The sequence below is a fragment of the Alteromonas sp. B31-7 genome (assembly GCF_015767655.1).
GTDB classification, from domain to species: Bacteria; Pseudomonadota; Gammaproteobacteria; order Enterobacterales; family Alteromonadaceae; genus Alteromonas; species Alteromonas australica.
The window spans coordinates 2,044,120-2,069,618 of sequence record NZ_CP065233.1 but is presented as its reverse complement, the minus strand read 5'-3'; the positions used below and the strand labels follow the sequence as shown (position 1 = coordinate 2,069,618).

General features: G+C 44.1%; 21 protein-coding genes, 1 tRNA gene and 1 pseudogene. 6 read left to right on the top strand and 17 right to left on the bottom strand.

Features of this window, described 5'->3' with window-relative positions; all coding sequences use genetic code 11:
* Positions 1-55: 55 nt before the first annotated feature.
* Complete coding sequence (gene pnp / locus IUA53_RS08755) at positions 56-2,167, bottom strand: polyribonucleotide nucleotidyltransferase (protein ID WP_044447246.1); 2,112 nt, start codon at positions 2,165-2,167, stop codon at positions 56-58.
* Positions 2,168-2,623: 456 nt separating this feature from the next.
* Between pnp and IUA53_RS08750 the strand changes: the two genes are divergently transcribed.
* Entirely contained in the window at positions 2,624-3,181 is a 558-nt protein-coding gene (locus tag IUA53_RS08750) for an HNH endonuclease (RefSeq protein ID WP_196899223.1), read from the top strand.
* A gap of 20 nt (positions 3,182-3,201) precedes the next feature.
* Here IUA53_RS08750 and IUA53_RS08745 read toward each other — a convergent pair whose 3' ends face one another.
* From IUA53_RS08745 to IUA53_RS08725, 5 genes are all read right to left on the bottom strand, one after another.
* Entirely contained in the window at positions 3,202-4,140 is a 939-nt protein-coding gene (locus IUA53_RS08745) for a mechanosensitive ion channel family protein (protein WP_044447244.1), read from the bottom strand.
* Positions 4,141-4,268: 128 nt separating this feature from the next.
* Positions 4,269-5,516, bottom strand: a complete 1,248-nt coding sequence (locus tag IUA53_RS08740) for a glutamate-5-semialdehyde dehydrogenase (RefSeq protein ID WP_196899221.1) — start codon at positions 5,514-5,516, stop codon at positions 4,269-4,271.
* A complete protein-coding gene (gene proB / locus IUA53_RS08735; protein WP_044057008.1) occupies positions 5,513-6,622 on the bottom strand; it encodes a glutamate 5-kinase in 1,110 nt (369 codons plus the stop codon). The genes IUA53_RS08740 and proB overlap by 4 nt, the downstream gene beginning before the upstream one ends.
* A gap of 16 nt (positions 6,623-6,638) precedes the next feature.
* Complete coding sequence (putP, locus tag IUA53_RS08730) at positions 6,639-8,138, bottom strand: sodium/proline symporter PutP (protein WP_044447242.1); 1,500 nt, start codon at positions 8,136-8,138, stop codon at positions 6,639-6,641.
* A 387-nt stretch (positions 8,139-8,525) separates the two neighbouring features.
* Positions 8,526-9,623, bottom strand: a complete 1,098-nt coding sequence (locus tag IUA53_RS08725) for a DNA topoisomerase IB (protein ID WP_196899219.1) — start codon at positions 9,621-9,623, stop codon at positions 8,526-8,528.
* Between the two features lie 491 nt (positions 9,624-10,114).
* Here IUA53_RS08725 and IUA53_RS08720 point away from each other — a divergent pair, with 491 nt between their 5' ends.
* The gene (locus tag IUA53_RS08720; protein ID WP_044447240.1) at positions 10,115-10,666 is read left to right on the top strand and encodes a hypothetical protein; all 552 of its coding nucleotides are present in this window, start codon (positions 10,115-10,117) and stop codon (positions 10,664-10,666) included.
* A 163-nt stretch (positions 10,667-10,829) separates the two neighbouring features.
* On the opposite strand, the gene IUA53_RS08715 is transcribed toward IUA53_RS08720, so the two are convergent.
* Positions 10,830-11,519, bottom strand: coding sequence for an SDR family NAD(P)-dependent oxidoreductase (locus tag IUA53_RS08715; RefSeq protein WP_196899217.1), 690 nt, complete (start codon positions 11,517-11,519; stop codon positions 10,830-10,832).
* A 4-nt stretch (positions 11,520-11,523) separates the two neighbouring features.
* Positions 11,524-12,078 carry a DUF2878 domain-containing protein gene (locus tag IUA53_RS08710; RefSeq protein ID WP_196899215.1) on the bottom strand — a complete coding sequence of 185 codons (555 nt, stop codon included), beginning with the start codon at positions 12,076-12,078 and terminating at the stop codon, positions 11,524-11,526.
* A gap of 202 nt (positions 12,079-12,280) precedes the next feature.
* On the opposite strand from IUA53_RS08710, the gene IUA53_RS08705 reads away from it, so the two are divergent.
* The 3 genes from IUA53_RS08705 to IUA53_RS08695 all read left to right on the top strand — a co-directional run bounded on the left by IUA53_RS08705 (position 12,281) and on the right by IUA53_RS08695 (position 15,910).
* Complete coding sequence (locus tag IUA53_RS08705; protein ID WP_196899213.1) at positions 12,281-13,930, top strand: diacylglycerol kinase family protein; 1,650 nt, start codon at positions 12,281-12,283, stop codon at positions 13,928-13,930.
* The gene (gene gdhA, locus IUA53_RS08700; protein WP_196899211.1) at positions 13,931-15,274 is read left to right on the top strand and encodes an NADP-specific glutamate dehydrogenase; all 1,344 of its coding nucleotides are present in this window, start codon (positions 13,931-13,933) and stop codon (positions 15,272-15,274) included. It abuts the gene before it with no gap.
* A gap of 192 nt (positions 15,275-15,466) precedes the next feature.
* Positions 15,467-15,910, top strand: a complete 444-nt coding sequence (locus IUA53_RS08695; protein ID WP_044057001.1) for a hemerythrin domain-containing protein — start codon at positions 15,467-15,469, stop codon at positions 15,908-15,910.
* Between the two features lie 114 nt (positions 15,911-16,024).
* Here the strand turns inward: IUA53_RS08695 and IUA53_RS08690 are convergent, their stop codons facing one another.
* From IUA53_RS08690 to rlmE, 9 genes and pseudogenes are all read right to left on the bottom strand, one after another.
* Complete coding sequence (locus IUA53_RS08690) at positions 16,025-16,183, bottom strand: YqaE/Pmp3 family membrane protein (RefSeq protein ID WP_044057000.1); 159 nt, start codon at positions 16,181-16,183, stop codon at positions 16,025-16,027.
* A 130-nt stretch (positions 16,184-16,313) separates the two neighbouring features.
* A complete protein-coding gene (locus IUA53_RS08685) occupies positions 16,314-18,608 on the bottom strand; it encodes a putative bifunctional diguanylate cyclase/phosphodiesterase (protein ID WP_196899209.1) in 2,295 nt (764 codons plus the stop codon).
* Between the two features lie 205 nt (positions 18,609-18,813).
* A tRNA-Leu gene (locus IUA53_RS08680) sits at positions 18,814-18,899 on the bottom strand.
* A gap of 18 nt (positions 18,900-18,917) precedes the next feature.
* Positions 18,918-19,310: a preprotein translocase subunit SecG gene (secG, locus tag IUA53_RS08675; RefSeq protein ID WP_044056998.1), complete on the bottom strand. Its 393-nt coding sequence runs from the start codon at positions 19,308-19,310 to the stop codon at positions 18,918-18,920.
* A 10-nt stretch (positions 19,311-19,320) separates the two neighbouring features.
* Positions 19,321-20,064: a triose-phosphate isomerase gene (gene tpiA / locus IUA53_RS08670; RefSeq protein ID WP_196899207.1), complete on the bottom strand. Its 744-nt coding sequence runs from the start codon at positions 20,062-20,064 to the stop codon at positions 19,321-19,323.
* Positions 20,065-20,159: 95 nt separating this feature from the next.
* Positions 20,160-21,503: a phosphoglucosamine mutase gene (gene glmM, locus IUA53_RS08665; protein ID WP_044447229.1), complete on the bottom strand. Its 1,344-nt coding sequence runs from the start codon at positions 21,501-21,503 to the stop codon at positions 20,160-20,162.
* A gap of 10 nt (positions 21,504-21,513) precedes the next feature.
* A complete protein-coding gene (folP, locus tag IUA53_RS08660) occupies positions 21,514-22,338 on the bottom strand; it encodes a dihydropteroate synthase (protein ID WP_044447227.1) in 825 nt (274 codons plus the stop codon).
* A 78-nt stretch (positions 22,339-22,416) separates the two neighbouring features.
* A pseudogene (ftsH, locus tag IUA53_RS08655) lies at positions 22,417-24,364 on the bottom strand (ATP-dependent zinc metalloprotease FtsH).
* A 111-nt stretch (positions 24,365-24,475) separates the two neighbouring features.
* A complete protein-coding gene (rlmE, locus tag IUA53_RS08650) occupies positions 24,476-25,105 on the bottom strand; it encodes a 23S rRNA (uridine(2552)-2'-O)-methyltransferase RlmE (RefSeq protein ID WP_044056993.1) in 630 nt (209 codons plus the stop codon).
* Positions 25,106-25,200: 95 nt separating this feature from the next.
* On the opposite strand from rlmE, the gene yhbY reads away from it, so the two are divergent.
* Positions 25,201-25,494 carry a ribosome assembly RNA-binding protein YhbY gene (yhbY, locus tag IUA53_RS08645; RefSeq protein ID WP_044056992.1) on the top strand — a complete coding sequence of 98 codons (294 nt, stop codon included), beginning with the start codon at positions 25,201-25,203 and terminating at the stop codon, positions 25,492-25,494.
* The last annotated feature ends 5 nt before the right edge of the window (positions 25,495-25,499 follow it).

Here is a 25,499-nt window from a genome sequence, read left to right as displayed (position 1 = left end):
AGCTCCCTTTTTACTTACATGTGTTTAATTAAGTTTAAGTCAACCTAATTAAATATTACTCTGCGTCGTCAGACTTAGGCGCAGGCTTTTCTAGAAGCTCTTTAATGCTTAAACGTACACGATTTTGGCGATCAATTTCCATAACCTTAACGTCAACCATCTCACCTTCTTTAAGGTAATCCGTCACTTTGTTCACGCGCTCATGAGCGATTTGTGAAATGTGAACAAGACCTTCTTTACCTGGAAGTACTTCTACAAACGCACCGAAGTCTACAATACGTGTGATCTTACCGTTGTAAGTCTTACCCACTTCAATTTCAGCGGTGACTTGCTCAATCTTGCTAATAGCGATGTCTGCTTTAGCACGCTCTGTTGCAAAGATTTTGATTGTACCGTCGTCTTCAATCTCAATGTTAGTATCAGACTCTTCAGTAATTTGACGAATCATTGCGCCACCTTTACCGATAACATCGCGGATCTTATCCTGATCGATTTTAACTGTGTAAATGCGTGGAGCGAATTCACTAAGCTCTTCGCGGTGACCGCCAATAGCTTCGTCCATTACGTTAAGAATATGCAAACGTGCTTCTTTTGCCTGTTTAAGGGCAATTTGCATGATTTCTTTGGTAATACCTTCAATCTTAATGTCCATTTGAAGTGCAGTGATACCACCAGTAGTACCCGCTACTTTAAAGTCCATGTCACCAAGGTGATCTTCGTCACCTAGGATGTCTGAAAGTACAACAAAGTTGTCGTCGCTCTTCACGAGACCCATTGCAATACCAGCCACTGAAGCTTTAATAGGTACACCTGCATCCATAAGCGCAAGTGAAGTACCACATACAGACGCCATTGAAGATGAACCGTTTGATTCTGTAATTTCAGAAACAATACGTACTACGTACGGGAATTCTTCTTCACTAGGCATGACAGCTTGAATACCACGCTTCGCCAAACGACCGTGACCAATTTCACGACGCTTAGGAGAGCCAATCATACCGGTTTCACCAACACAGTATGGAGGGAAGTTGTAATGCAGCATGAAACGACTATCGCGCTTACCTTGAAGCTCGTCAATCATTTGCGCGTCACGTTCTGTACCTAGGGTAGCAGCAACAATGGCTTGCGTTTCACCACGAGTGAAAACTGCAGAACCGTGAGTACGTGGTAAAATGCCCGTGGCAACATCTAGCGCACGAATCATCTTAGGATCACGTCCGTCGATACGAGGCTCACCAGCTAGGATGCGTGAACGTACTACGTCAGACTCAAGGTCATGAAGAAGGTTAAGCACTTCTTTTTTATCTTGTTCTTCGTCTTCAGCAAGGATAGCTTCAAGCGCTTTTTCTGTTGCAGCTGTTACCGCATCTTTACGCGCTAGCTTGTCAGAAATTTGGTACGCAGCAACCATTTCAGCTTCAGCAAGTGCTTTTACTTTCTCTTTAAGAGTTGTGTTTTCTGCTTCTGGCTTCCAATCCCACTTGTCGATGCTAACGTTAGCAGCAAATTCGTTTACCGCTGTTATCACCGTTTGTAGTTGCTCGTGACCGAACATCACAGCACCAAGCATAACGTCTTCAGAAAGTACGTCAGCTTCTGATTCAACCATTAATACCGCGCCTTCAGTACCAGCAACCACTAAATCTAGTTCGCTGTCAGCTTGCTCTTCAACACGGGTATTTAGAATATATTCGCCGTTAGTATAACCAACGCGCGCTGCACCAATTGGGCCATTAAATGGAATGCCAGAAATGGCTAGCGCAGCTGAAGTACCAATCATAGAGATGATATCGGTAGGAATGTCTGGGTTGGCAGACATGACTGTGATAACAACTTGTACTTCGTTTTTAAACCCTTCTGGGAATAATGGACGGATAGGACGGTCAATCAAACGAGCTGTTAGCGTTTCGCCTTCTGAAGGGCGACCTTCACGTTTAAAGAAACCACCTGGGATTTTACCCGCAGCATATGTTTTTTCTTGATAGTTAACCGTTAGCGGGAAGAAATCTTGATCTGCTTTCGCTTCTTTCTTACCAACAACGGTAACTAATACAGCGGTGTCATCCATACTTGCCATGACGGCTGCTGTTGCCTGACGAGCGATAACGCCCGTTTCAAGTGTTACAGTATGCTGTCCATACTGAAATGATTTAGTAATAGGAGTCACTATTTGTCCTTTAATTTCAATCTTATTTATCGCTTATAATCGCGGTGCATAGTATAGCGGTGAACTTGCACTAATACCATTAACAAATTTATTTATCCCACAATCTCGGCGTTGTTACTGACGAATGCTTTTTTAAGGAATGCGCGATGAACGTGAAAGCGACATTTTATGCTAGCACTGCACGGGAAGCCTACATTCAAGCGTGTGGCCTACGTCAATATGGGTTAAATAAACATGCTAATGTGAAATATCGATGAATTCTCACAAATTGACTATATTTTCATCATAATGACATAAAACGGCGTATGCTATAGATACGCGAATAAAACCTTCTGCACTATTTTTAGTAAAGCACGTTTTAGCAAAACACGCTGTTCGATTGGCTTTGCTATTTAGTACTTTGTGATTCATAAAATTAAATTAAGTACTTCCCATTTGCGCGCTAAGGGGATCGTTATGTTGGTATTGCGACTAAATAAAGCGGGTATGCCGCAAGAATGGATACATGTGGAACAAGCGGCGAAACTTTATTGTCAGGATAAAGTGCTGTTTGAGTTAGGCACGGGGTCTGTCACCTTAAAAGGAGGTTGGGACCACCATTGTAACCAAAGCGCACTCACCCTTTCGAGCATTATTGCTTGCGAAGGCAAAGTGGCAGATTTGAGCGGTAAAGTAGCGCTCACCAATCGCTATCTTTTTCGGCGAGATAATTACCTTTGCTTGTACTGTGGTCAGCAGTTTGCACCCAGGGTGCTCACACGGGACCATATTTTACCCCGCTCCCGCGGTGGCAAAGACACCTGGACAAATGTTGCAACATCATGCCAGCGCTGTAATCATGCAAAAGGGGCTAAAACACCGGAAGAAGCCAATATGCCTTTACTCGCGGTGCCCTTTCGCCCCAATGTTTACGAACGCTTTTACCTTATGAACCGACGTATTCTGGCCGACCAAATGGAATTTTTGAAAGGTCATTTTACCGCTAACCGCGATTGGTTTGTAAGCGCCGAATAGGCTGGCGTGTAACCTGTATACTAGAGCCCTGAACTTGTCGTTGAGGCGGGGCTACTGTCGTGTTGAACTTGCTGGCCCTGATTCAGACTATTAACCTGTTGAGCATTGTCTTCTTTTAATGCTTTAAACCATAAGCTAAGCCAGTCAGAACACATTTTGTGTTCAAGTTCGTGGGCTTCTACCGTGGGGCAAAACAGGCTTACCTTAACCACCACCTTGGCTAACTCGTTTGTTTTAATTTCAACTTCAGGGTCAATGCGAATAAAGTCTTGCTCCAAATGGCGCTCGATGAGCCCTTTATAACGCTCCGCTACGTCTCTAAAATACTCACAATGCGCTTGGGCTCTGGCTTGAAACGCTGGCAATAAGCTATATGCGTTCACTGTAGGCTCATTAACAATTTCAAATGAGTGAAGTTTGTAACGTCGCAAAAAGTTTAAGTTACGTACGGTTTGCGTGACCAACTGGCTATTCGGCACATATACGTGCTTTCCCGTATAGTTAAAGGTTTGAGAATCGACCTCCAACAAGGCTGTTTTCGCCCAGTCCATTTCAACCACCTCACCGATGACGCTGTTCATTTGTATCCAATCTCCCACGCGAAATGGCCGAGCGCTGAGGTAATAAATGAACCCCATAAAGCATTGTATAAATTCTCTGGTTGCCAGCACAATCGCCACCATAAACGCAGCAATAGAAATTGCCAGCGTTTGAATCTCTGAAGACCACACCATCATTAATAAAATGATAATGAGTGCATTGCCCAGCTGCTCCAGTATGTTGATTTGATTGCGTCTATCTTCGCCCTTTCTCGAACTTCGTCGTTTAATTAATCGTAAGAGGCCTTTTTTGAAGAAATGCAAAACCACCAGCAATACCACTGAGGCAAGAAACTTATATTCTGTGACAAAGTTTATTGCGTATTGCCATAATAATGTGTGGTCGAACACATTCTCCATGTATCTACTCCATTTAACCGATTGATAGAAAATAAAAAAGCGCTGTTAAATAACAGCGCTTTCATTATGAAGCATGGTGTACCTAGGTACAATGCCGACCAGTTCAGCTTGCCTGATTTAGCCTATTTTTACTCGCGAATTTGGCCTTCACCGTTCACTAAGTATTTTTCTGAGGTTAATGACTCAAGCCCCATAGGTCCATATGCGTGTAATTTCGTGGTAGCAATACCAATTTCAGCGCCAAGGCCTAACTGACTGCCGTCTGAAAAACGAGACGAAGCATTCACCATCACCACACTCGCATCAACAGCACGTTGAAACAGTGCAGCGCTTTCCTTGTTCTCTGTACAGATAACTTCAGTATGGTTGCTACCAAAGTCAGCAATATGAGCAATAGCGCCTGCAAAATCGTCCACCACGCGTACGGCGATTTCTAAACCAAGGTATTCTTCACCGTAGTCTGAATCCGCGATAACATCAGCATTATCAAAATACTCGCTGCCGGCCGCATTCACATGAACCTTTACGTTGTGGTGTTTAAGCGCCGCGGCTGCTTTGGGCAGGAAGTCAGCGGCAATAGCTTGGTGCACCACTAACCCTTCTAACGCGTTACATACACCAGTACGCTGGGTTTTACCGTTAAGTAGCAAGGCCAATGCCTTGTCTAAGTCGGCATCTTTATCAATATATAAATGACACACGCCTTTAAAATGCTGAATAACCGGGACTTTAGCGTTGTCGGTGACATAATTAATAAGCCCTTCACCGCCACGAGGAATAATAACGTCGATATAATCGCGCTGTTCCATCAATTCCTGCATAAGCGCGCGATCTGGGTTTGGCACCACTGTCACTAGCGCTTTTGGCAAATTATGCGCTTCTAGCACATCTTGCATCAACGTCGCGATGGCTAAACTGGTATCTAGTGCCTCTTTACCACCACGTAAAATCACCGCATTCCCTGATTTAAAACATAGAGCTCCTGCGTCAACAGTAACGTTAGGGCGTGCCTCATAAATCATGCATACCACACCCAGTGGAATACGCATTTTCTTAATTTCGATGCCATTAGGGCGGGTACCTATCACCCGTTCTTTGCCTACAGGATCGTCTAGGCTAATAATAACTTCGATGCCTTCGGCCATGGATTCAATGCGTTCGTCGTCAAGAATGAGACGATCGATCATGGCATCATCAAGGTTATTTTCTCTCGCGCGCGCCACTTCTTTTTCGTTAACGTCTTTAATTTTGTCTTTGTTTTCGCGAATAGCCGCCGCCATGCCTTTCAGTACGGCGTTTTTTTTGGCTTCATCTAGAATTGCCAGTGTTTGGGCTGCTTTTTTCGCTTGTTGTGCTAAGTCGGTAATAATGCTCATTCTTTCTCCAAATTTGCCACATGCTGATCAGAAATTATCGGGCCAGTCTTTTCTTCGAATTCACTGGCGAATTCATCATTTTCCTGATTAGCAATAAAATTAAGTAAACAACTGCTGTAGTTCGATTTCGCTTTCACCAATTTGGTTCCGTCTTCTTTACGTACCAAAATGGTATCGCCTACAGAGAATTCTCCTTTCACATCGATGATTTCGCTGCTCGTTAATTGCTCGCTATCTCTGACTAGAGATTCATCGAAGTCCCCTTCTACTATCACTTCGCCCTGCGCATTCGAGGTATGTGTCATCCAATGTACATTTTCTTTCATTGGCTTTTCGTAGGGTTTAAAATGCGTACCTGGGTTTTCACCCGCCAGCAACATATTAAACGACAGTTCTGTGAAGCCGTTAATAATATAAGTATCTATACCATGCGAAACGGCTTTTTCCGCAGCTTCAATTTTCGTGCGCATACCGCCAGTGCCCACACCGCCTTTCACCGCGCCGCCAGCCATAGCGTAAATGCTAGCGTCTATGCTTTCTACAGTTTTTAGCAAACTGGCATCATCGTGCTCGTGCGGGTTTTTATCGTATAGCCCATCAATGTCAGAGCAGATAATAAGTGCATCTGCATCAGCCGCAGCGGCCACCATGGCCGACAAATTATCATTGTCGCCCACTTTCAGTTTATCCGTCGTTACCGTATCGTTTTCATTCACAATCGGTAGCACATTGTGGTCGAGCAAACTGAAAATCGTTTCTCGAATACTGACATAGCGCTCACGGTCCCGTAAGTCGGCATGGGTCAATAACATTTGCGCTGATGGGAAATCAAATAACCTGTCCCACGTGGCAATCATTTCGGTTTGCCCTGCCGCCGCCATGGCCTTTTTAACGGCGATATTTGATTTTTCTTGCTCCGGGAATAAATGTGCGCCCGCGGCGACAGAACCTGAAGACACAAGTACCACTTGAGTGCCGTTCGCTCTGCAGCGTACGATGAACTGGGCGATGCTCAGCAGATAGTGACTGCTGCACCCCTGCTGGTTCGGCGAGATTAATGCACTGCCTACTTTAATGACTACGCGTTTCCAATTCGGATGACTCATAATATTTACTTTCACCTTAAGATTGTTGATCTGCTAACTCTTTGTTCGTTTCGCTGAACATCGCCTGTACGCGCGCTGAGGGCGCAAGGCTAAAATGTGTAACCAACCACAATGTGGCTGTACTTACGGCGAAACCGGGAATAATTTCGTAAACGACACTGCTTAACGATTGCCCGTTTTCAAGTACTGGCGCATATATCCAAAACAATACAGTCACGGCACCACTGATAATGCCCGCCAGTGCTGCATTTTGGGTTAAATCCTTTTTATATAAGCAAAACAAAACAAGCGGACCAAACGCTGCACCAAATCCAGCCCACGCATTGCTTACCAGCGATAAAATGGTATTGCTTGAGTCCATAGCAAGTAATAACGCGGCTATGGCCACACCGGCGACACCAAAACGTCCAATGTTCACTGTTTTTTCATCGCTCACGTCTTTTTTCGACAACACGCGATAAATGTCCTCAGTTAATGAACTTGCAGATACAAGTAACTGAGAAGAAATTGTACTCATGATGGCCGCTAAAATTGCCGCCATGAGAAATCCACTGATAAGTGGATGAAATAATAACTGTGAGAACACAATAAATATGGTCTCTGGGTCGTCGACTGGCAAGTTAAATTGGTTTGCATACGCAACCCCAACAAAACCTGTAGCTAGCGCACCGATAATGGTCACTGTCATCCACGACATACCGATATTTCTCGCCGTACCAATGGCATTCACAGAACGAATAGCCATAAACCTCACAATAATGTGCGGTTGACCGAAATACCCCAATCCCCAACCCAAGCTAGAAACCAGACCAATTATCGTTAGCGTCTCTAGTGATTCACTAAAACTGGGTACAGATTCATACGCAGCATCTGTCATTTGGCTCACACTATCAAACTCGCTGAATGCCACGATGGGAACAAGTACCAACGCAACAAACATAATGCAGCCTTGCACGAAATCGGTAAGGCTTACCGCTAAAAAGCCGCCGAGTAATGTGTATGAAACCACCACGCCTAACGTGATAAACAAACCAAGTTGATAGTTAACAGAAAATGCGCTCTCAAATAACTTTCCGCCGGCCACCAAGCCTGCTGAGGTATACAAAGTGAAAAACATGACAATGATAACCGCAGACACTATGCGTAAACTGGCACTCGGGTTATCAAAACGTTTGGCAAAAAACTCAGGTACGGTAAGAGAATCGTCAGCCACTTCTGTATAAACACGCAATTTAGGCGCCACCAGTACATAATTAGCAAGCGCACCGGCGACTAACCCAATGGCAATGTAAACAGCGTCAAACCCAGTGACAAACATAGCGCCTGGTAGACCCATTAGCATCCACCCTGACATATCAGAGGCACCGGCAGATAACGCGGTTACCTGCGGACTAACTTGCCTGCCACCCAGAATATAGCCAGAGATATCACTGGTTGATTGTCGGTAGGCAAACAGCCCTATTGCTAACATGGCGACAAAATAAATAGCCAGTGATATATAACTTTCAATTGGCATAACTGTAAAACTATCCTTTTCAACTCGTTCAATACGGCTTTGTTCTCTCGTGACAATAAAAAGCACTGCCCCAATAGAGCAGTGCTATGGAATACTGTTAAAAATCACTAGAACAAAAATGATTAGAGTTCTAATAATATAAAGCTTTTATTTATTTTTTCAAGTTCAATATTTGTGCAAATAAGACAAACATGGCCTAATAGCCAAGTCTGTTGCAAGAAGGGTGTTATACACACCCCTCCGTATTTACACCTTTATTTGGCATATTAAACAAATAGATACAAACATCCCAATAAGCGAATAGAAACATTAGCATTCATTCAAAAAGCACGTCAGATAAAATTGAATAAAATAATAAACCATTGTTATTGAAATTTAATACGAATGTCATTCAGAAGAAATAATATCCATAAGAAGGCTTTCTAGCTTGATACACTGTTCATATTCGCTACAAAATTGCTCATGCACTTGCGTGACCTTTTTTTCTACTTTTTCACGCGTTTTGGGGCAGGCTAGAACCTCATAAAGCTTGGGGTGAAGGTAATATTCTTGGCAAACTTTAGGCGTATTCCCCAGCATTTTTGCTACACACTTGCTTAATGTGGGCTGCCATTTCCTTTGTTTGTTTTCTTTAAGCATCCTGCTCACTTGCGGTAAGCACTTCAGCGCATAACGACTGGCCGCCCACGTTCTAAAGTCCTTACAACTAAAACCATCACCTAAGTATTGATGTATAAAACTGTTCACGTCGTCACTGGTAACATCATGCCATTCGTTGTTGTTATCTACATAACGAAACAAGCTGTATCCTACGGCTTGTGCACTCTCTTGTACCCATGCAGCCAATTGAGGGTCATCAACCGTTACCACGCGATTTATCTTATGCTTGCCCACATAATTCAATGTAACGCTATCTGCACATGCCTTTTTAATGTGCTTTCGCCGCAGAGTGGTTAAGCCAAAGGTATTGTTTTCTTTGCAGTACTGACTATTTCCGATGCGAACGCCTGTGCAGTCAAGCAACAGACACACCAGCGCACAGGCACGAGACTGCGTCCATTCTTCTTCCGATAATAGCGATATACATGCTTCGCGAAACGCTTTAATGGCGCGTCCAAATTCATGCAAGCGCGCAAACTTTTTCGCTTGCTGCTGTTGATGCCATTTAGGGTGATAGAGATATTGCCGTCTTTCTTTCGCGTCTACCCCTACCGCTTGAATACGTGCAGTTTCTACCTTGTTAATCTGCACGTGCTGCCAGTTTGGCGGGATCACGAGGCGGGAAATTCTATTTAAAACACGTTTACTCGTGACTTTCCTTCCCGATGCGTACTTGTAGTAAAACCCGGACTTGCCACAGCGGTAACGTTTAATCGTCAAATCCATTTCGTCAGTTAGCTGAAACTGTTTTCGAGGTTCGGTGCTTTTGATTTTCTTTGTTGATGTTCGTAACGCCTTCGCGTTTATTTTTTCAGCCACTGCCATGTTAATTCCTTGCGCTATGCCTTAATGCATCGCAAGCAATTAATGTACTCATTAAATCTTTTGATAATGTATGGCATATGTAAGTTACGCCGGTACTAGGTTAACGCGCCGTTAGCTACAATCCATACTGCACATAGGTATGAAGAGCAGAAAATGAAAGTGAGCAATATTTTCACAACCAGCGCAAGATGGTAATGATTGAGGATTTCTTGGTGTTCATTGTACGGGTGGATTTTACGCTATTAGCAACGTCCTTCTTTTGTAAGTTTTCATCTATCATTATCGACCCATTGACTAATATTTAATTATTCTTTAAATATCAATAAGTAAGGAGGGGTTATTTATTCATGCCTTAGCCTTTTCAAGCGGCCTAACGATAAGGAAGTAAATTAATTTTTTGTCACTTACCTGCCTTTTCATCGGTACGCTTTTTGAATGTTCTATGACATGAATTTTACGCTTAAGGCGGTAGTAACATACAAGGAGGACTTATGAGTAAGTCTGAACATGAAAATTTAAGAGCAGACATTGCACCGACAAATAAGGTACAAGTTGCGGCCATTTTTGAAGATAAGCACGAGGCGCAAACCACTGCTGAACAACTTACCGCGAACAAAGGTATCTCTCCTCAACAAGTCACTCTTATTGATGGCCAAGATGAAAAGCTTAGCCAGAAGCTTGAGGGCAGCAGCGAAAAGATTGGTAAGCATATGTGGAATTCCCATCTTGTGTTAGGGGGAATAGGACTGCTTGTAGGGCTACTCTTTGCTTTTATTTTGGTTGAGTTTGGCCCAGCGTTGACGCAGCAGAACCCGCTATTCACCTATATCGCACTTATCAGCCCAGGGATATTTACAGGCTTGTTTATTGCGGGTTTACTGGGATTACGCCCTGATCGCTCACAGATTATTCAAACCGTTCGTCATGCAGTAAGACGCAAAAAAGTGGCTTTGGTTATCAATTTGGAAAAGTCGCAGTCGGTGTCTGATGTCTCGCAGTTTTTAAATAACCGAAGTAATACGGTGGTGGAAGCGATTCGCTAGATTAAATGGGCGTTGAGGTACAAAGAACTTTTACGGCGTTGTGATTGTCTCATTGCCATATCCCGGTTCATGATTGCCCAACGGGTATTTATTGAACGTAAAAAAACAACCGTTAAGCTAATGCTTAACGGTTGTTTTTTGTGCGTAACGCAATGTAAAAGCCCTACCAATCAACCACGTCTTTATCTCTAAAGAACTTACCATTGGGCCCCCCCTTTTCATGGGTACCTAGCCACAATGCAGTTTCCGCTCCTTCCTCTGGTGTTTTAGGTGCATCGGAGCCGCCCATTCGGGTATGCACCCAACCAGGGCTCATTGCGTTGATGGTGACATCAGTATTATCGGGAATGTGATTCGCAATATTAAGCGTTAAGGCATTTAGCGCAGCTTTACTTACCGCATAGGCCAAGGGCCCTTTCATGTCCTCACTAAAGCATCCCCACCCTGATGACACATTCACGATTCTGCCATAGCCTCTATCAATCATGCCCGGTAACGCTTGTTGTATCAGCGTGAGTGGCGCTAACGTGTTAACTTGTAACGAACGCCGCATGTCTTCGCCACTGACATCTTCCCACGACGTTTTATCGAGCACACCGGCATTATTAATAACCACATCCATGGGGCCAAATACGGCTTCTGCTCTTACAAACGGGTCGACGATAGTGGCTTCCTTATCTAAAGGCATCTCGATAACGTGAACATCGCCACCCACAATATCTTGCTTTGCCTCTTCACCACTTTCTTCGTCTCGACACGCCATTAGCACCTTATAGCCTTCTTTAGCGAATGCCCTTACTATTTCTAAACCAATGCCTCTATTACCACCTGTCACCATGACATTCTTTGTCATACTGCTATCTCCTCTTGGCTAACTCCAATTCGAATGGTGCGCTGAGCTTATCTAAGAGCACAAAACACCCAGGTAAGGTGAAGCCCCAAACCACGCACAACGTAATATAGGTAGTCATTAGGGAGTAGCCGAGATCAACCGCACCAAAGTTTGCTCCTGCCAAATAGCTTAAAGGAGCAAAAATCCCCCCAACCAACGCTGCCAAAAGGGGTTTCGAGCGCAAGGTATCTAAACTGTGTGCCAAGGTTGCGGCAAACGCACCCCACAATAAAACCAACCACAGAGGCACTATCCACATTGACAATGCAGTGAATACATACGCGTCTTCCGTGAAATAGAATACGCTGCAGTACATTAAGAGGGAATCAATCGTGGCGCCCACTAACATCACGAGCAACATCAATTTTCCATCGATTTTCCTTGTAGGCGTCAGCACAAACCACAATAAAAACAACGCTAATACGTAAGGAATGGAGGCTGATTGCATTAAAATCACCAGCCACCAAATAGTTTGGAACCAGATAAAATTAATCACTTTAAGAAACAAGCTATTGGCCATATGGGGTTCCACTGCCTACCCGTTTATGGCGAGTAGTTGAAGGGCTTATTGTGCGCGCGTTTCACGCATTATTTTGTGAATACGCCATGAAGTAAAGAAAGTTCAACTTCTATAGCTCTAATTAATACCAAGATGGCTAAACGAAATGGCCGTTGCAGCCGTACCTGTTAGGTATGTTTCGTTAACAAAGGACGTGTGTAACGTGAAAATGGTAAAATATTATGTGTTAGGGGCAATACTTGCCTGCGCACTGGCCGGCTATTTTGCCTGGTATGTACCCAACCTTGGACTAACCATTATTTTTGGTTGGACGGGGTTTTCACTTATTGCAGTGAGTAGCGCGTATTTATTACGTTACCCTGCGCTTTTTAGAAAACGCGAAGACGGCGCTATCCCATTTTACATTCGTTGGATTTTCGTGCCCTTCTTGCTAGGGAGTTGGTTATATAACGAATATACCCGGCGCACCGATAAAGTCCCTCCTTTGCAAAAAATTGAAGAATCCTTGTTCCTCGGTTGCAGAATGTCGACGCAACATGTGGATTTACTCAATGAAAATGACATTGGTGCAATATTAGACGTAACGGCTGAGTTCGATGGGTTAGATTGGACGGCTTATCAAGAAGATTTTGCCTACTTAAACATACCGGTACTCGACCATACCAGCCCAACCACCGAACAACTACTTCACGCGATAAATTGGCTAGATCAAAAAATCGCTGATGGCCAAAAAGTGGTGGTGCATTGTGCGTTAGGCAGAGGACGCTCCGTACTTGTGGTTGCAGCTTACTTGCTGGCCAAGCACCCTTCCCTCACCATTGATGAGGCCATGGCAAATATTCAATCTATACGCACCACCGCACGTTTAAACAAACGCCAGCGTAGCGCCCTTGCTAAAATACAGCAAGGCGGCCACTTAAATTTATCTAAGAGCCTTACACTCATTGCCAACCCCGTGGCAGGCGGCGGCAAGTGGAAAACAGAAAAGGCAGATATTTTAGCCCAACTAAATGAAAAGTTTCGCGTTACCGTTGAAGAAACCACGCCAGACGTTGACGGCGAAGCGTTAGCCAAAAAAGCCGTGGAAGAAGGGGTGGATATTGTGGTGGCCTGCGGTGGTGACGGTACCATTACCGAAGTTGCCAGTGCGTTAGCCGACACTGATACCACATTAGGCATTATTCCACTAGGTACCGCCAATGCCCTTTGCCAGGTACTTCATGGATACACCAGCAAAATAATGCCCGTAGGCACAGCTTGCGAAATTATTATCGATGGCCACGCCATCTATATGGATACCGCAAGGTGCAACGACAAAATGATGTTATTGGTGGCCGCGGTAGGCTTTGAGGAGCGGATGATTTCAGCCGCAGACAGAGGGGAAAAAGACAACGGTGGACAAATGGCCTATTTACGAGGGCTTTGGGATGCAATTTCTCAAAACGACAACTTGTCGTTTTCTTTATCTTTAGAAGATGGCCCGACACAACATATTGAAACTCCGAGTTTAGTTATTGCCAATGCCGCCCCTGTAACAACCGCACTCGCACAAGGTGGTGAACCGCCAGATGTAACAGATGGGAAACTAGATATTACGTGGCTCACACCACAAGCTTCTGCGGATAAGCAATTTTTATCCCTCGCCGAACTTGTACTAACGACCTCTGAGTCGAAGCAGCAATCTGACACTATTACGCACACCCAAGCCAGTTCCCTCACATTGGAATTTGATGAAGAAGTATCTTACGCCCTAGACGGTGAAATATTTAATGCAAAACATATTGAAATTAACATTCAGCCACGCAGCCTTAAGGTTTTAAGTAACGCAGACGAATTCGAGGACACAAAATAAATGTCAAAAAGTAATACCGAAGCACTAAATACATTTTTAGCCCAGCGGTTTCCTCATGAAAGCGAATACCTGCAAGCGACCTCTGAAGTGCTAACCGACATCATGCCTATTTACAATGCAAATGCCACTTACAAACACTACGATATAGTCAGGCGCTTGTGTTTACCTGAACGCATTATTTATTTCACCGTCAGTTGGATGAATAGTCACGGAGAGGTGGAAGTTAATCAAGGGTGGCGTGTTCAACACAATTCTGTCATGGGCCCCTATAAAGGTGGCTTACGGTTTCACCCTTCGGTGAACTTATCAATTTTAAAATTTTTAGCCTTCGAGCAAACCTTTAAAAATGCATTAACCGGCTTGCCTATGGGCGGCGGTAAAGGCGGCTCAGACTTTAGCCCTAAGGGTAGAAGCGACCATGACATTATGCTTTTCTGCCAAAGCTTCATGCGCGAACTACAACGTCATATTGGTGCACAAACCGATGTTCCAGCCGGTGACATTAATGTTGGAGCAAGAGAAATAGGCTTCTTGTATGGTGAGTACCGTAGGCTAAATAACAGGTTTGAAGGTGTACTAACAGGTAAAGGGTTAGAGTTTGGTGGCAGCTACGTCCGTACAGAAGCCACTGGTTTTGGTTTAGTCTATTTCCTTGAAGCGGTATGTAAAGCCCATAATACTGATATTGAAGGCCAGAGAATCGCGATATCAGGCGCCGGGAATGTCGCGCTGCATGCTGCGTTAAAAGCGAAACAGAAAGGAGCCATAGTCGTTACATTGTCAAACAGCAAAGGGACCCTCGCTTGTACGTCGGGTTTTCACGAAAGTGACATTCAGTGGGCTATCCACAACCATACCATGGAATCCAATGTCTTAACGGCACTTTGCCAGCAAAGTGAACGCAATATGCAATGGCATAAAGCGCAAACGCCGTGGTCCGAGGAAGTAGATATTGCCCTGCCCTGCGCCACCCAAAACGAGTTGAATCATAGTGACGCTGAATCGCTGATTCACTCTGGCTGTAAAATGGTGTTAGAAGGCGCCAACATGCCGTGCACAGAACGTGCGCAACAAGCATTTAAAAAAGCAAAGGTCGTATTCGTACCTGGCAAAGCATCGAATGCTGGCGGCGTTGCACTCTCAGGACTTGAGATGGCACAAAATGCGGTATTTTCTCAAGATGATGCAAACACCTTAGACGCACAACTTAAAAGCATTATGCAAAACATTCACTACCGCTGTGAACAAGAAGGAACGTCAGACACTGGAATAGACTACGCCAAAGGCGCAAACGTGGCTGCCTTTCGCCGTGTAGCAGACGCTATGGTAGCGCAAGGCGTTTAATTTTTGTGAGTGACGGTGGCGCCATTCATACAGGGTCACCTGTAATTTATGCACTTTAAGGCGGGCTTTTTAGCTCGCTCCGTTTAAAGATGGCAATGTTTTGTATTACTTTCATAACGTTAGCCATATTAGAAAGTTGGAATACTTCTCGCATTCTCTAAATTGTTATTTTAACAATTCTGGAGAACCTTGATGAAAATATTTGAAGCGTTACGCAAAGACCATGAGAAGCAACGATTACTGCTAAAAATTCTTGCAGAAACCAGTGGCGATACCGCAGCTCGCCGTGAGTATTTTCAAGAGCTAAAAGACCAATTGGAAAGTCACGCTGTGGCAGAAGAGCGTCATTTCTATTCACATATGCTTGAAAACGATGAAACTGTTGAGCTGACACGCCATGGTATTGCAGAGCATCATGAGATAGATGAGCTTATTGAAAAGCTTGATGAAACTGAAATGAGCTCTCCAGCTTGGCTTCATTATTTAAAAAGCTTACAAGAAAAAGTTGAGCATCACCTCGCGGATGAAGAACAAGAGTTTTTCCAAGTGGCGGGTAAAGTGCTTAATGAAAGACAGAAAGAAAAATTGGCCGACGGTTATCGCGAAGAAATGGCTCAAGAATTGACTCATGCATAACGCCTCTTAAGAAGAATCGATCCTTTGAAGTTAACGCGTAAAGCCAACACTTTACGCTTTTCATTCACACATAAAAAAGCCAGCTTGACGCTGGCTTTTTCAACTGTTCGGATGTTAACGCTTAGCAATAATATAAATGGCGTGGATTAAACCTGGGAAATAACCCAACAGTGTAAGCAGAATATTGATCCAAAAGTGCGCACCGATACCCACTTGTAAGAAAACGCCCAGCGGTGGAAGTATGATTGACAAGATAATGCGTATAATATCCATAATAATTTCCTTGTTCTTGAAGTAATTTCACAGTTTACCTACCAAATTTACCGTTTGAACGTTCTTTTGGAAGGTTTAGTTTTTATAATGCATATACGCTGCCAACAATAATATATTAGCCAAAAGGCGTCTATTCACCGAAAGGTGAATTCTCTAACCAAGCTTCTAAATCAGCGCGTGGCAGTGGCCGACTAATAAAGTACCCTTGGGCGATATCACATCCCCAATCCTTCAAAATGTTCATAGATACTTCATCTTCAACCCCTTCAGCGACTACCTTTAAATTAAAAGCATCAGCTAATCCCAGTACGGTATGAACAATTTGTTGATCATTTTCATCGGTAGCAAGAGACAATATAAAGCTCTTATCAATTTTGATGGTATTTACCGGTAAATTTTTCAAATAAGCCAGCGATGAATACCCAGTTCCAAAATCGTCAATCGCGAAATGGAACCCTCTTGAGGTCAATGCATTCAAGTTTTCAATCGCGAGAGATGCGTCAGCAACAAGATCGCTTTCTGTAATCTCTAATTCTAATGACGAAGGATAAAGGGCAAACTCTGTTAATAAATTAACCAGCTTATTAAGCAGCGGCTTATTTTGTATATCTTGAGTCGATAAATTCATCGCTACCGTAAAGCGATAGCCTTTCACTCTGAAATAAGATAAATCTTCAATCGTGCGGCGCATTACCCAGCTCGTCACCTGTTCTATCAAGCCAGCTTGTTCAGCAATGGTAATGAATTCGTCGGGAGGCACAAAACCAAGTACGGCATTATTCCAACGGATAAGCGCCTCCATACTGCACACTTTCATCGTGCTCAAATCCACTTTAGGCTGATAAACCATGGATAATTCAGATTGCTCGCTAGCCAACGCCCGCTTCAATTCAGTGGTTATGGTTAATCGGCGAACATATCTGGCTTCCAGATCGGCTCGATAATGCACACACCACTGACCAGAATGAATGGCTTCGTCAGAGACAATATTGATTTTTCTAAACAGCTCTTCGCTGTTATCCGCATCTGATGGACATGAGATCACAGCCATGGCGATTTTAATAGGTATGGCTATTAGGTTACTTTCTACCGGTTGCTCTAAAATATGTTTGAGGGTTTCTAATTGCGCTTCATCAAGACGAGATTCACTGATATAAAGAATTTCCCCGCCTGCCAGCCGGGCAGAAGTGCCAGGCCAACGCATAAGTCGCTCAGCCAAGGTTTTTAGCGCAGTATCACCGTTAGAGTAGCCATACAAGTCGTTAATGGTTCTAAAGCCAATAACTGTAATAGCCAGGACTTGGACACTTTTATTGCTGTTGATTTGAGACTCAAAGTATTGTTCAACATAATTACGATTGAACAAACCTGTTAACACGTCGTGTTGTGCCTGATAGCGTATACGCTTTTCCCTCAGCTTAATACTATCTTGCATGCTATCTACGGCGGTCGCTAACGCAGAAATTTCTTTCAGTCTTGAAGGTTTACTTAAAATAGCCCCATAGTTACCCGCTGCCACTCGATTTACCGCATTCACTAAATTTGAAACTGGGCCGCTCACGTTGCGGGCTAAAATCATAGAGAAGCCTAACGCCACTAATATGGCAATAAGGGTAAAAATTAAAATTGATAACTGAATATGAGTAAATGACTGATACGCTTCAGATACATCGATAGCAATCGTAATATCGACTGGTAACGTACCCATGGAAGATAATGTTACCGAACGGCGCATATACGTGAGTTGATTGGTGAAAGTAACATCCAGCCATGACGGGCTTTCCTCAGCATTCAAAATGGATCGTGCTTGTTCATCTACCAACGTCGAGGCAATGATCCCTTGGTCGCCCTTGCCTGAAATGATGATGTCTGCTTCTACTAGACGTCTTAAATCCTCTAGCAAAGCAGAATCGAACTCGATACCTATAATGAGGTAATACCGTAAGGTTGGAATTTCTACACGATACAAATTCAGTTGCAGTAGCCTATCATTAATGAGGAAAAAACCACTTTCATACCCCTTCGCAGCAAGGGCTGTACTGGCTTTTAATTGTTCATTAGGCGTGAATAAGTCGGTATAGCTTGCCACCACGTTATGATTTAAATCTACTAAGGCAATCACGTCGGTGTTGATACGCTTAGCGTAGCTGGTAAACGCCGCTTCTATTGAAGGCGTATCCTCAGTGCCAACTGCGCGCCTGAAGTCGTACGACCGCAACAATACATTTGAAACACTTTTAACGATGGCTTGTCTGTCGTCAATGAGCCGGTGTAACACTTTTTCCGTTACAGCAATATCTTGATTAATATTTTGCTGCACAAGGCTATTGGCCGACTCCCACACGGAAGCCATGATTAAAAAGGCCGCGACAAGTATGCCACCAAGCAAGGTTCTAAATAGGCTTTGTCTTAACGAAATCTGCACGCTAGCGCTCCTAGCGACTCAAAATAGGCATGTTCAATGATTAATAATCGGTTACAAGCAGCAAGCATAGCCCAATTAATTTCCAACGAATAGCGTTAACTGGCTGAAATAACTTTATTTTACGAATTGTTACAAATATTAAATTTAGCGCTGTAAAAATGGGCACAAATAAAAAAGGCCAGCATAATGCTGGCCTTTTTAAAATTGGTGCGGAAAGCGGGACTTGAACCCGCACGAGCTATGCTCACCACCCCCTCAAGATGGCGTGTCTACCAATTCCACCACTTCCGCGAAATTTTAAATGAACGACTAGTTAGGTACGTCAGATGATTTGTCCACTTGGGGAACATCATCAATTGCTGATTCAGGCACTTCACCCATTGGAACATCTTGATCCGCTGGTGTTTGTACAGGTGCTTCAACGACAGCAGGAACCTCTAAGTTTTCCCACTCGTCTTCCGCACTTTCTTTATTCGCCGTTAATGCACCTAGCGTTAAGCTGATAAAGAAAAACAAACCGGCCAAAACCGCGGTTGTTCTGCTCATAAAATTACCTGAGCCAGAAGAACCAAAAACAGTATTAGAGCCACCGCTACCGAAAGAAGCGCCCATATCAGCCCCTTTGCCTTGCTGGATAAGTACAAATCCAATAAGCAATAGAGCTACAATTAAATAGGCTACAAGTAGCACTTCATAAACCATAATTACCTCGTCAGTTTGCCGCTTGGCAAATTGAAATAAAATCTTCGACTTTTAAGCTGGCGCCCCCAATGAGCCCGCCATCTACATCAGCCTGTGCAAATAATGTTTTTGCATTGTCAGGCTTTACACTGCCGCCATATAAAATGCGCAGCCCTTCCGCTAGTGTCTTGTCTTCGTTCGCAAAAAACTCACGGATAAATTTGTGTACATATTGCGCTTGTTCTGGTGATGCTGTCTTACCTGTGCCTATAGCCCATATTGGCTCGTAAGCAATAACCGATTTAGATAAGTCATCTACACTGAGATGTTCTACCAACGCTTTCAATTGCTCAGATAAAAAGGCTTCAACCTCACCTGCTTCTCTCACCGCTAAGGGTTCGCCAATGCAGATAATAGGCGTTAAGCCGCATGCTAATGCTTTACTGGCTTTTTTAGCAACATCACTGTTCGACTCGCCATGATATTCCCGGCGCTCCGAATGGCCTACAATAACATAACTGCAGCCAACATCCTTAAGCATTTCACCAGACACATCACCTGTGTGTGCACCCGGTTCTTGAGCACTTAAATCTTGCCCGCCTAAACTAAAGTTAGCCGAAGAAAATAGCGGTAAATAAACAGCCGGTGGACATAAAACAATGTCTACATTGCTTACTGCATGACTATCAAGCGATGCACTAAACGTTGACACCAGTGAACGGTCACCGTTCATTTTCCAGTTACCTGCCACGAATGGCGTTCTATTATTCTTCACACTATAGACCTTAGCCCTGTCTTAAAGCGGGCGTGATATTAACGATTTCAAATAAAATATACAAGCATAAAACGCAAAAATTCCAGTCATGCCAATCAATTGGCGACTTTACGAACAATTTCAGCGATATGTTCAGCCCACTTCTCTGTTTGGGCTTCATCATCAGATTCAACCATAACGCGAATTAAGGGTTCAGTGCCACTTTTGCGTAATAAAACACGCCCTCGCTTACCTAACGCCGCTTCTGCATCTGCTTTGCCTTTTTGTACAGCATCATGAGCAAGGTAGTCTTCATCTAAATTTGTATAGCGCACGTTGATGAGCCGTTGCGGATACATTTCAAAACCGCTGCTCAGGTCGTGTAAGTCCATGTCTGAACGCAACATGGCAGCAATAACTTGTAAACCTGCCACGATACCATCTCCGGTGGAAGACGCCGTTAAATTCAAAATATGGCCAGAACTTTCGCCGCCGATGGTCCACCCTTTTTCTTGCAACAATTCCATGACATAGCGATCTCCTACTTTGCTTCGTGCAAAGGGAACACCCAAGCGACTCAACGCCACCTCTAAGCCCAAGTTACTCATCAGGGTGCCAACAACTCCCCCTTGCATCCGGCCATTTTTTAATGCATCCCGCGCAATCATGAACACGATTTGATCACCATCGATCACGTTACCTAAATGATCTACCATCATGATACGATCGCCGTCGCCGTCCAGGGCAAAGCCTAAATCGGCGTGATGCGCTTTAACCGCCTCAACAATGGCGCCTAAAGAAGTAGCGCCCACGTTTTCGTTGATATTTAAGCCGTTCGGCGCGGTGCCAATTTCAATAACCGTGGCACCTAATTCACGCAACACGTTAGGCGCAATGTGATAAGTCGCGCCGTGCGCACAATCCACGACAATCTTTAGTCCCGTTAAAGACAATTCAGAGGGGAATGTACCTTTACAGAATTCGATGTAACGGCCCGCTGCGTCATTAATGCGCGTAGCCTTACCCAATTTATCTGACGCAACACACGTCATGGGTTCCTCAAGCATAGCCTCAATAGCGTGTTCTATATCATCATCAAGCTTAAAGCCATTGGATGAAAAGAACTTAATACCGTTGTCGTAATAAGGGTTATGTGAAGCACTGATGACAATGCCAGCCTCAGAACGAAAGGTTTTCGTTAAATAGGCAATTGCCGGTGTGGGCATTGGCCCAAGCAAACCAATATCGATGCCCGCAGCAGATAGCCCTGATTCCAATGATGATTCAAGCATGTAACCAGAAATACGGGTATCTTTACCAATGAGTACTTTGTTAGTGCCACGGCCAGCAAGGACTTTACCTGCCGCCCAGCCAAGTTTGGTAACAAATTCAGGGTTTATGTTACTTTCACCCACTTTGCCACGAATACCATCAGTACCAAAATATTTGCGCTGACCCATTTTTAAATCCTTATTTTACTTCATGAACCATGTTAACAATAGACACGGCATCACTGGTTTCTTGTACATCATGAACACGAATAATGTGCGCTCGCATAGTGGCAGCAATTGTAGCGAGTGCCACACTTCCCGCCAAGCGCTCTTCCACTTTTCTATCAAGTAAGCTGCCAATCATGGACTTTCTAGACATTCCCACTAACACGGGGTAACCCAACGCCATAATTTTGGGCAAATATTTCACTAACGTATAGTTATGAGAAAGGGTTTTACCGAAGCCATACCCTGGGTCAAGCAGGATATTGTCGCGATTTATCCCGGCCTGAATACAAGCGTCTACACGCTGTAATAAAAATCCTGTTACATCATCCACTACACTTGTGTACTCAGGGTTTTGTTGCATGGTAGTGGGCTGCCCTTTCATATGCATTAAGCAAACAGGAACCGAGGAATGCGCTGCAACCTCTAATGCATTGGGTTCTGCTAAAGCCCTTACGTCATTAATAAGCCCGGCACCCGCTTGGACAGCCTCTCTCATAACCATCGCTTTGCTGGTATCTACGGAAATGACACAGTCTAACTCACTGTGTAAACGTTCAATGACAGGAATGACTCTATCGAGTTCTTCACTTTCACTTACTGTTGCAGCGCCAGGGCGGGTGGATTCACCGCCCACGTCGATAAAAGTCGCACCTTTTTCAACCATGTCATGGGCGTGGCGTAAGGCACTGTCGAGATGATGGTGTTTACCGCCGTCAGAAAAGGAATCAGGGGTCACGTTTAAAATCCCCATGATCTTAGGGGTAGAGAGGTCTATTTCCCGGTTAGCAAAGCGCATTAAAAATCACTCGTATTGCATTAACACATACAAAAAACGCCAGATTAACTGGCGTTTTTCACGTTTAGCCTAAGAAGCTTAGCTGGGCAAATCGCCTGGCTTACCTACAGACGGCTTATCAACACCATCGTCAGTAATTTCACCTTCACGCGCTGGCTTGCCACCGCTTGGTTTGTCACCGCCTGACGGCGAGCGGTCATCCCAATCAGCAGGAGGACGCACATCTGTACGGTTCATTAAATCGTCAATTTGTTTGGCATCAATAGTTTCATACTTCATTAGCGCATCTTTCATAGAATGAAGAATATCAATATTCTCTTCTAAGATTTTGTGTGCACGGTCGTAGTTACTATCAATTAACGACTTAATTTCAGCATCAATGGCTCTGGCCGTATCATCAGACATGTTGGTTGCTTTCGACATAGACTTGCCTAAGAAAACTTCACCTTCATCTTCTGCATACAGCATTGGGCCCATTTTCGTTGAAAGCCCCCATTGAGTAACCATCTTACGAGCAATTTCAGTGGCACGTTCGATGTCGTTAGAGGCCCCTGTGGTCACCTTGTCATCGCCATAAATGATTTGCTCTGCAATTCGGCCGCCAAACAAGCTAGAAATCATACTTTCTAAATGCTGCTTAGAATGGCTTACTCTATCTTGCTCTGGCAAATACATAGTCACACCTAATGCACGACCACGAGGAATAATAGATACCTTATAAACTGGATCATGCTCTGGTACTAAACGACCCACAATAGCGTGACCAGCTTCGTGATACGCCGTCATTTCTTTTTCTGACTCAGACATCACCATAGACTTACGTTCAGAGCCCATCATGATTTTGTCTTTCGCCTTCTCGAACTCTTCCATAGAAACAAGGCGCTTGTTTCCACGAGCAGCAAATAATGCAGCTTCGTTCACGAGGTTGGCTAAATCGGCACCAGAGAAACCTGGGGGTACCGCGAGCAATGACTGACGGCTCTACATTATCAGCCACGGGAACCTTACGGATATGCACCTTAAGTATTTGTTCACGACCACGAATATCGGGCAGACCTACAACCACCTGACGGTCGAATCGACCGGGACGCAGTAATGCTGGATCAAGTACGTCAGGACGGTTGGTTGCCGCAATAACGATGATACCTTCATGACCTTCGAAACCGTCCATCTCGACAAGCATTTGGTTGAGGGTTTGTTCACGCTCATCGTGACCGCCACCTAAACCTGCGCCACGCTGACGACCCACTGCATCGATTTCATCAATAAAGATAATGCATGGTGCTGCTTTTTTCGCTTGTTCAAACATATCGCGAACACGTGATGCACCAACACCCACAAACATTTCGACGAAATCAGACCCCGATATAGTAAAGAAAGGCACTTTAGCTTCACCGGCAATCGCTTTCGCTAACAAGGTTTTACCTGTTCCTGGAGGGCCTACCATAAGTACGCCTTTAGGGATTTTACCGCCTAATTTCTGGAATTTTGATGGGTCACGAAGGAAGTCTACCAATTCTGATACATCTTCTTTCGCTTCATCACACCCAGCAACATCGGCAAATGTGGTCTTGATTTGGTCTTCGCCCAGTAAGCGCGCTTTACTCTTACCGAAAGACATGGCGCCGCGGCCACCGCCACCTTGCATTTGACGCATAAAGAAAATCCATACACCAATAAGCAACAACATGGGGAACCAAGAAATAAAGATAGACGTTAAAATTGACTGCTCTTCCGGCGGCTCACCGTAGACACGCACGTCATTTTTAACTAAATCTGAAATTAACTTGTCGTCGAAGTAAGGAACGTTCGTCTGGAATGTGTCACCCGAACGTTTAGTACCACGAATTTCACCATCATTGTTGATGCGAACTTCACGGATATTTCCTTGTTCAGCTTCTCTTAGGAATGTTGTGTAATCGGTCTGCGTTCGTGCTGATTCACTGGGTGAAAAGCTCTGAAAAACAGACATTAACACAACGGCGATAACCAACCATAAGATTAAATTTTTTGCCATATCGCTCAATGCTACTAACCTCTAAAAAAACCGAAAGCCTGAGACTTAGAGTGAACACACAAGAGTTTGTTCACTTTACCTACAGTCTTTCGCAACGAAAATCGCTTACTCGAAAGAGTACTACACTTTATAACCACAAGCCACCAAATACACCTCCCTTGAACGGGATCGAGACGAATCTGGTTTCCGCGTTTTAAGGGTAGTAAAGGCGCTACGCAAATCTTTCAGGAATTCGTCAAACCCTTCACCCTGAAAAACTTTAATTGCAAAATTACCACCTGGCTTTAGGACTTGATGACACATATCTAAGGCAAGCTCGCAGAGATACATAGAGCCGGCTTGATCCACCGCCGCGTTACCAGACAGGTTAGGTGCCATGTCTGATAACACAGTATCTACGTTCTTACCGCCGATTCTGTTCAATAATGCGTCTAAAACTGCATCATCTCGAAAATCTCCTTGTAAGAAGTCGACACCCACGATTGAATCCATAGGTAAAATGTCACAAGCAATGACTTTGCCGTGGTCACCCACGAGCTCTGAAGCCAATTGTGACCAGCCACCTGGCGCCGCACCTAGGTCAACAACCGTAGAGCCAGGTCTAATAAGCTTATCTTTTTGCTGGATTTCTTCCAGTTTAAAGAAGGCACGGGACCGCTTACCTTGCTTCTGCGCTTTTTGCACATAGTGGTCATCAAAGTGTTCTTGTAGCCAGCGTTTACTGCTGGCGGAGTGTTTCTTTTTTGTCATTCCAATACAATGTCATTAGGATTGTAGAGAAGATGGCGTTAGAATACGTTATTTCAAGCGTAAATTTATAGATAAATTGTAAGAATATTGACTACATGAAACTTTCAAACAAACAGAAACAATTTCTTAAAGGCCTTGCACACCCGCTTAAGCCTGTTGTGCAACTTGGTGCTAACGGCCTTACAGAGGGGGTTGTAGCCGAAATCGACAACGCCCTAAACTTCCACGAATTAATTAAAGTTAAGGTGCCCACAGATGATCGCGAAGAAAAATCGCTCATCATGGATGCCATTGTAAGAGAAACCAACGCCGAAAAACTTCAAGTTATCGGACATACTCTTATTTTATACCGTCCTAATGAAGAGCGTAAAATTCAGTTGCCAAAATAAAGTTA

Coding starts and splice junctions, on each gene's coding strand:
- folP (WP_044447227.1), bottom strand. CDS start 22,338: ATGCGCTTTGCTAACCGGGAAATAGACCTCTCTACCCCTAAGATCATG.
- IUA53_RS08710 (WP_196899215.1), bottom strand. CDS start 12,078: ATGGCCAATAGCTTGTTTCTTAAAGTGATTAATTTTATCTGGTTCCAA.
- glmM (WP_044447229.1), bottom strand. CDS start 21,503: ATGGGTCAGCGCAAATATTTTGGTACTGATGGTATTCGTGGCAAAGTG.
- yhbY (WP_044056992.1), top strand. CDS start 25,201: ATGAAACTTTCAAACAAACAGAAACAATTTCTTAAAGGCCTTGCACAC.
- proB (WP_044057008.1), bottom strand. CDS start 6,622: ATGAGTCATCCGAATTGGAAACGCGTAGTCATTAAAGTAGGCAGTGCA.
- IUA53_RS08695 (WP_044057001.1), top strand. CDS start 15,467: ATGAAAATATTTGAAGCGTTACGCAAAGACCATGAGAAGCAACGATTA.
- IUA53_RS08725 (WP_196899219.1), bottom strand. CDS start 9,623: ATGGCAGTGGCTGAAAAAATAAACGCGAAGGCGTTACGAACATCAACA.
- secG (WP_044056998.1), bottom strand. CDS start 19,310: ATGGTTTATGAAGTGCTACTTGTAGCCTATTTAATTGTAGCTCTATTG.
- rlmE (WP_044056993.1), bottom strand. CDS start 25,105: ATGACAAAAAAGAAACACTCCGCCAGCAGTAAACGCTGGCTACAAGAA.
- IUA53_RS08740 (WP_196899221.1), bottom strand. CDS start 5,516: ATGAGCATTATTACCGACTTAGCACAACAAGCGAAAAAAGCAGCCCAA.
- IUA53_RS08715 (WP_196899217.1), bottom strand. CDS start 11,519: ATGACAAAGAATGTCATGGTGACAGGTGGTAATAGAGGCATTGGTTTA.
- IUA53_RS08745 (WP_044447244.1), bottom strand. CDS start 4,140: ATGGAGAATGTGTTCGACCACACATTATTATGGCAATACGCAATAAAC.
- putP (WP_044447242.1), bottom strand. CDS start 8,138: ATGCCAATTGAAAGTTATATATCACTGGCTATTTATTTTGTCGCCATG.
- IUA53_RS08720 (WP_044447240.1), top strand. CDS start 10,115: ATGAGTAAGTCTGAACATGAAAATTTAAGAGCAGACATTGCACCGACA.
- gdhA (WP_196899211.1), top strand. CDS start 13,931: ATGTCAAAAAGTAATACCGAAGCACTAAATACATTTTTAGCCCAGCGG.
- IUA53_RS08690 (WP_044057000.1), bottom strand. CDS start 16,183: ATGGATATTATACGCATTATCTTGTCAATCATACTTCCACCGCTGGGC.
- IUA53_RS08750 (WP_196899223.1), top strand. CDS start 2,624: ATGTTGGTATTGCGACTAAATAAAGCGGGTATGCCGCAAGAATGGATA.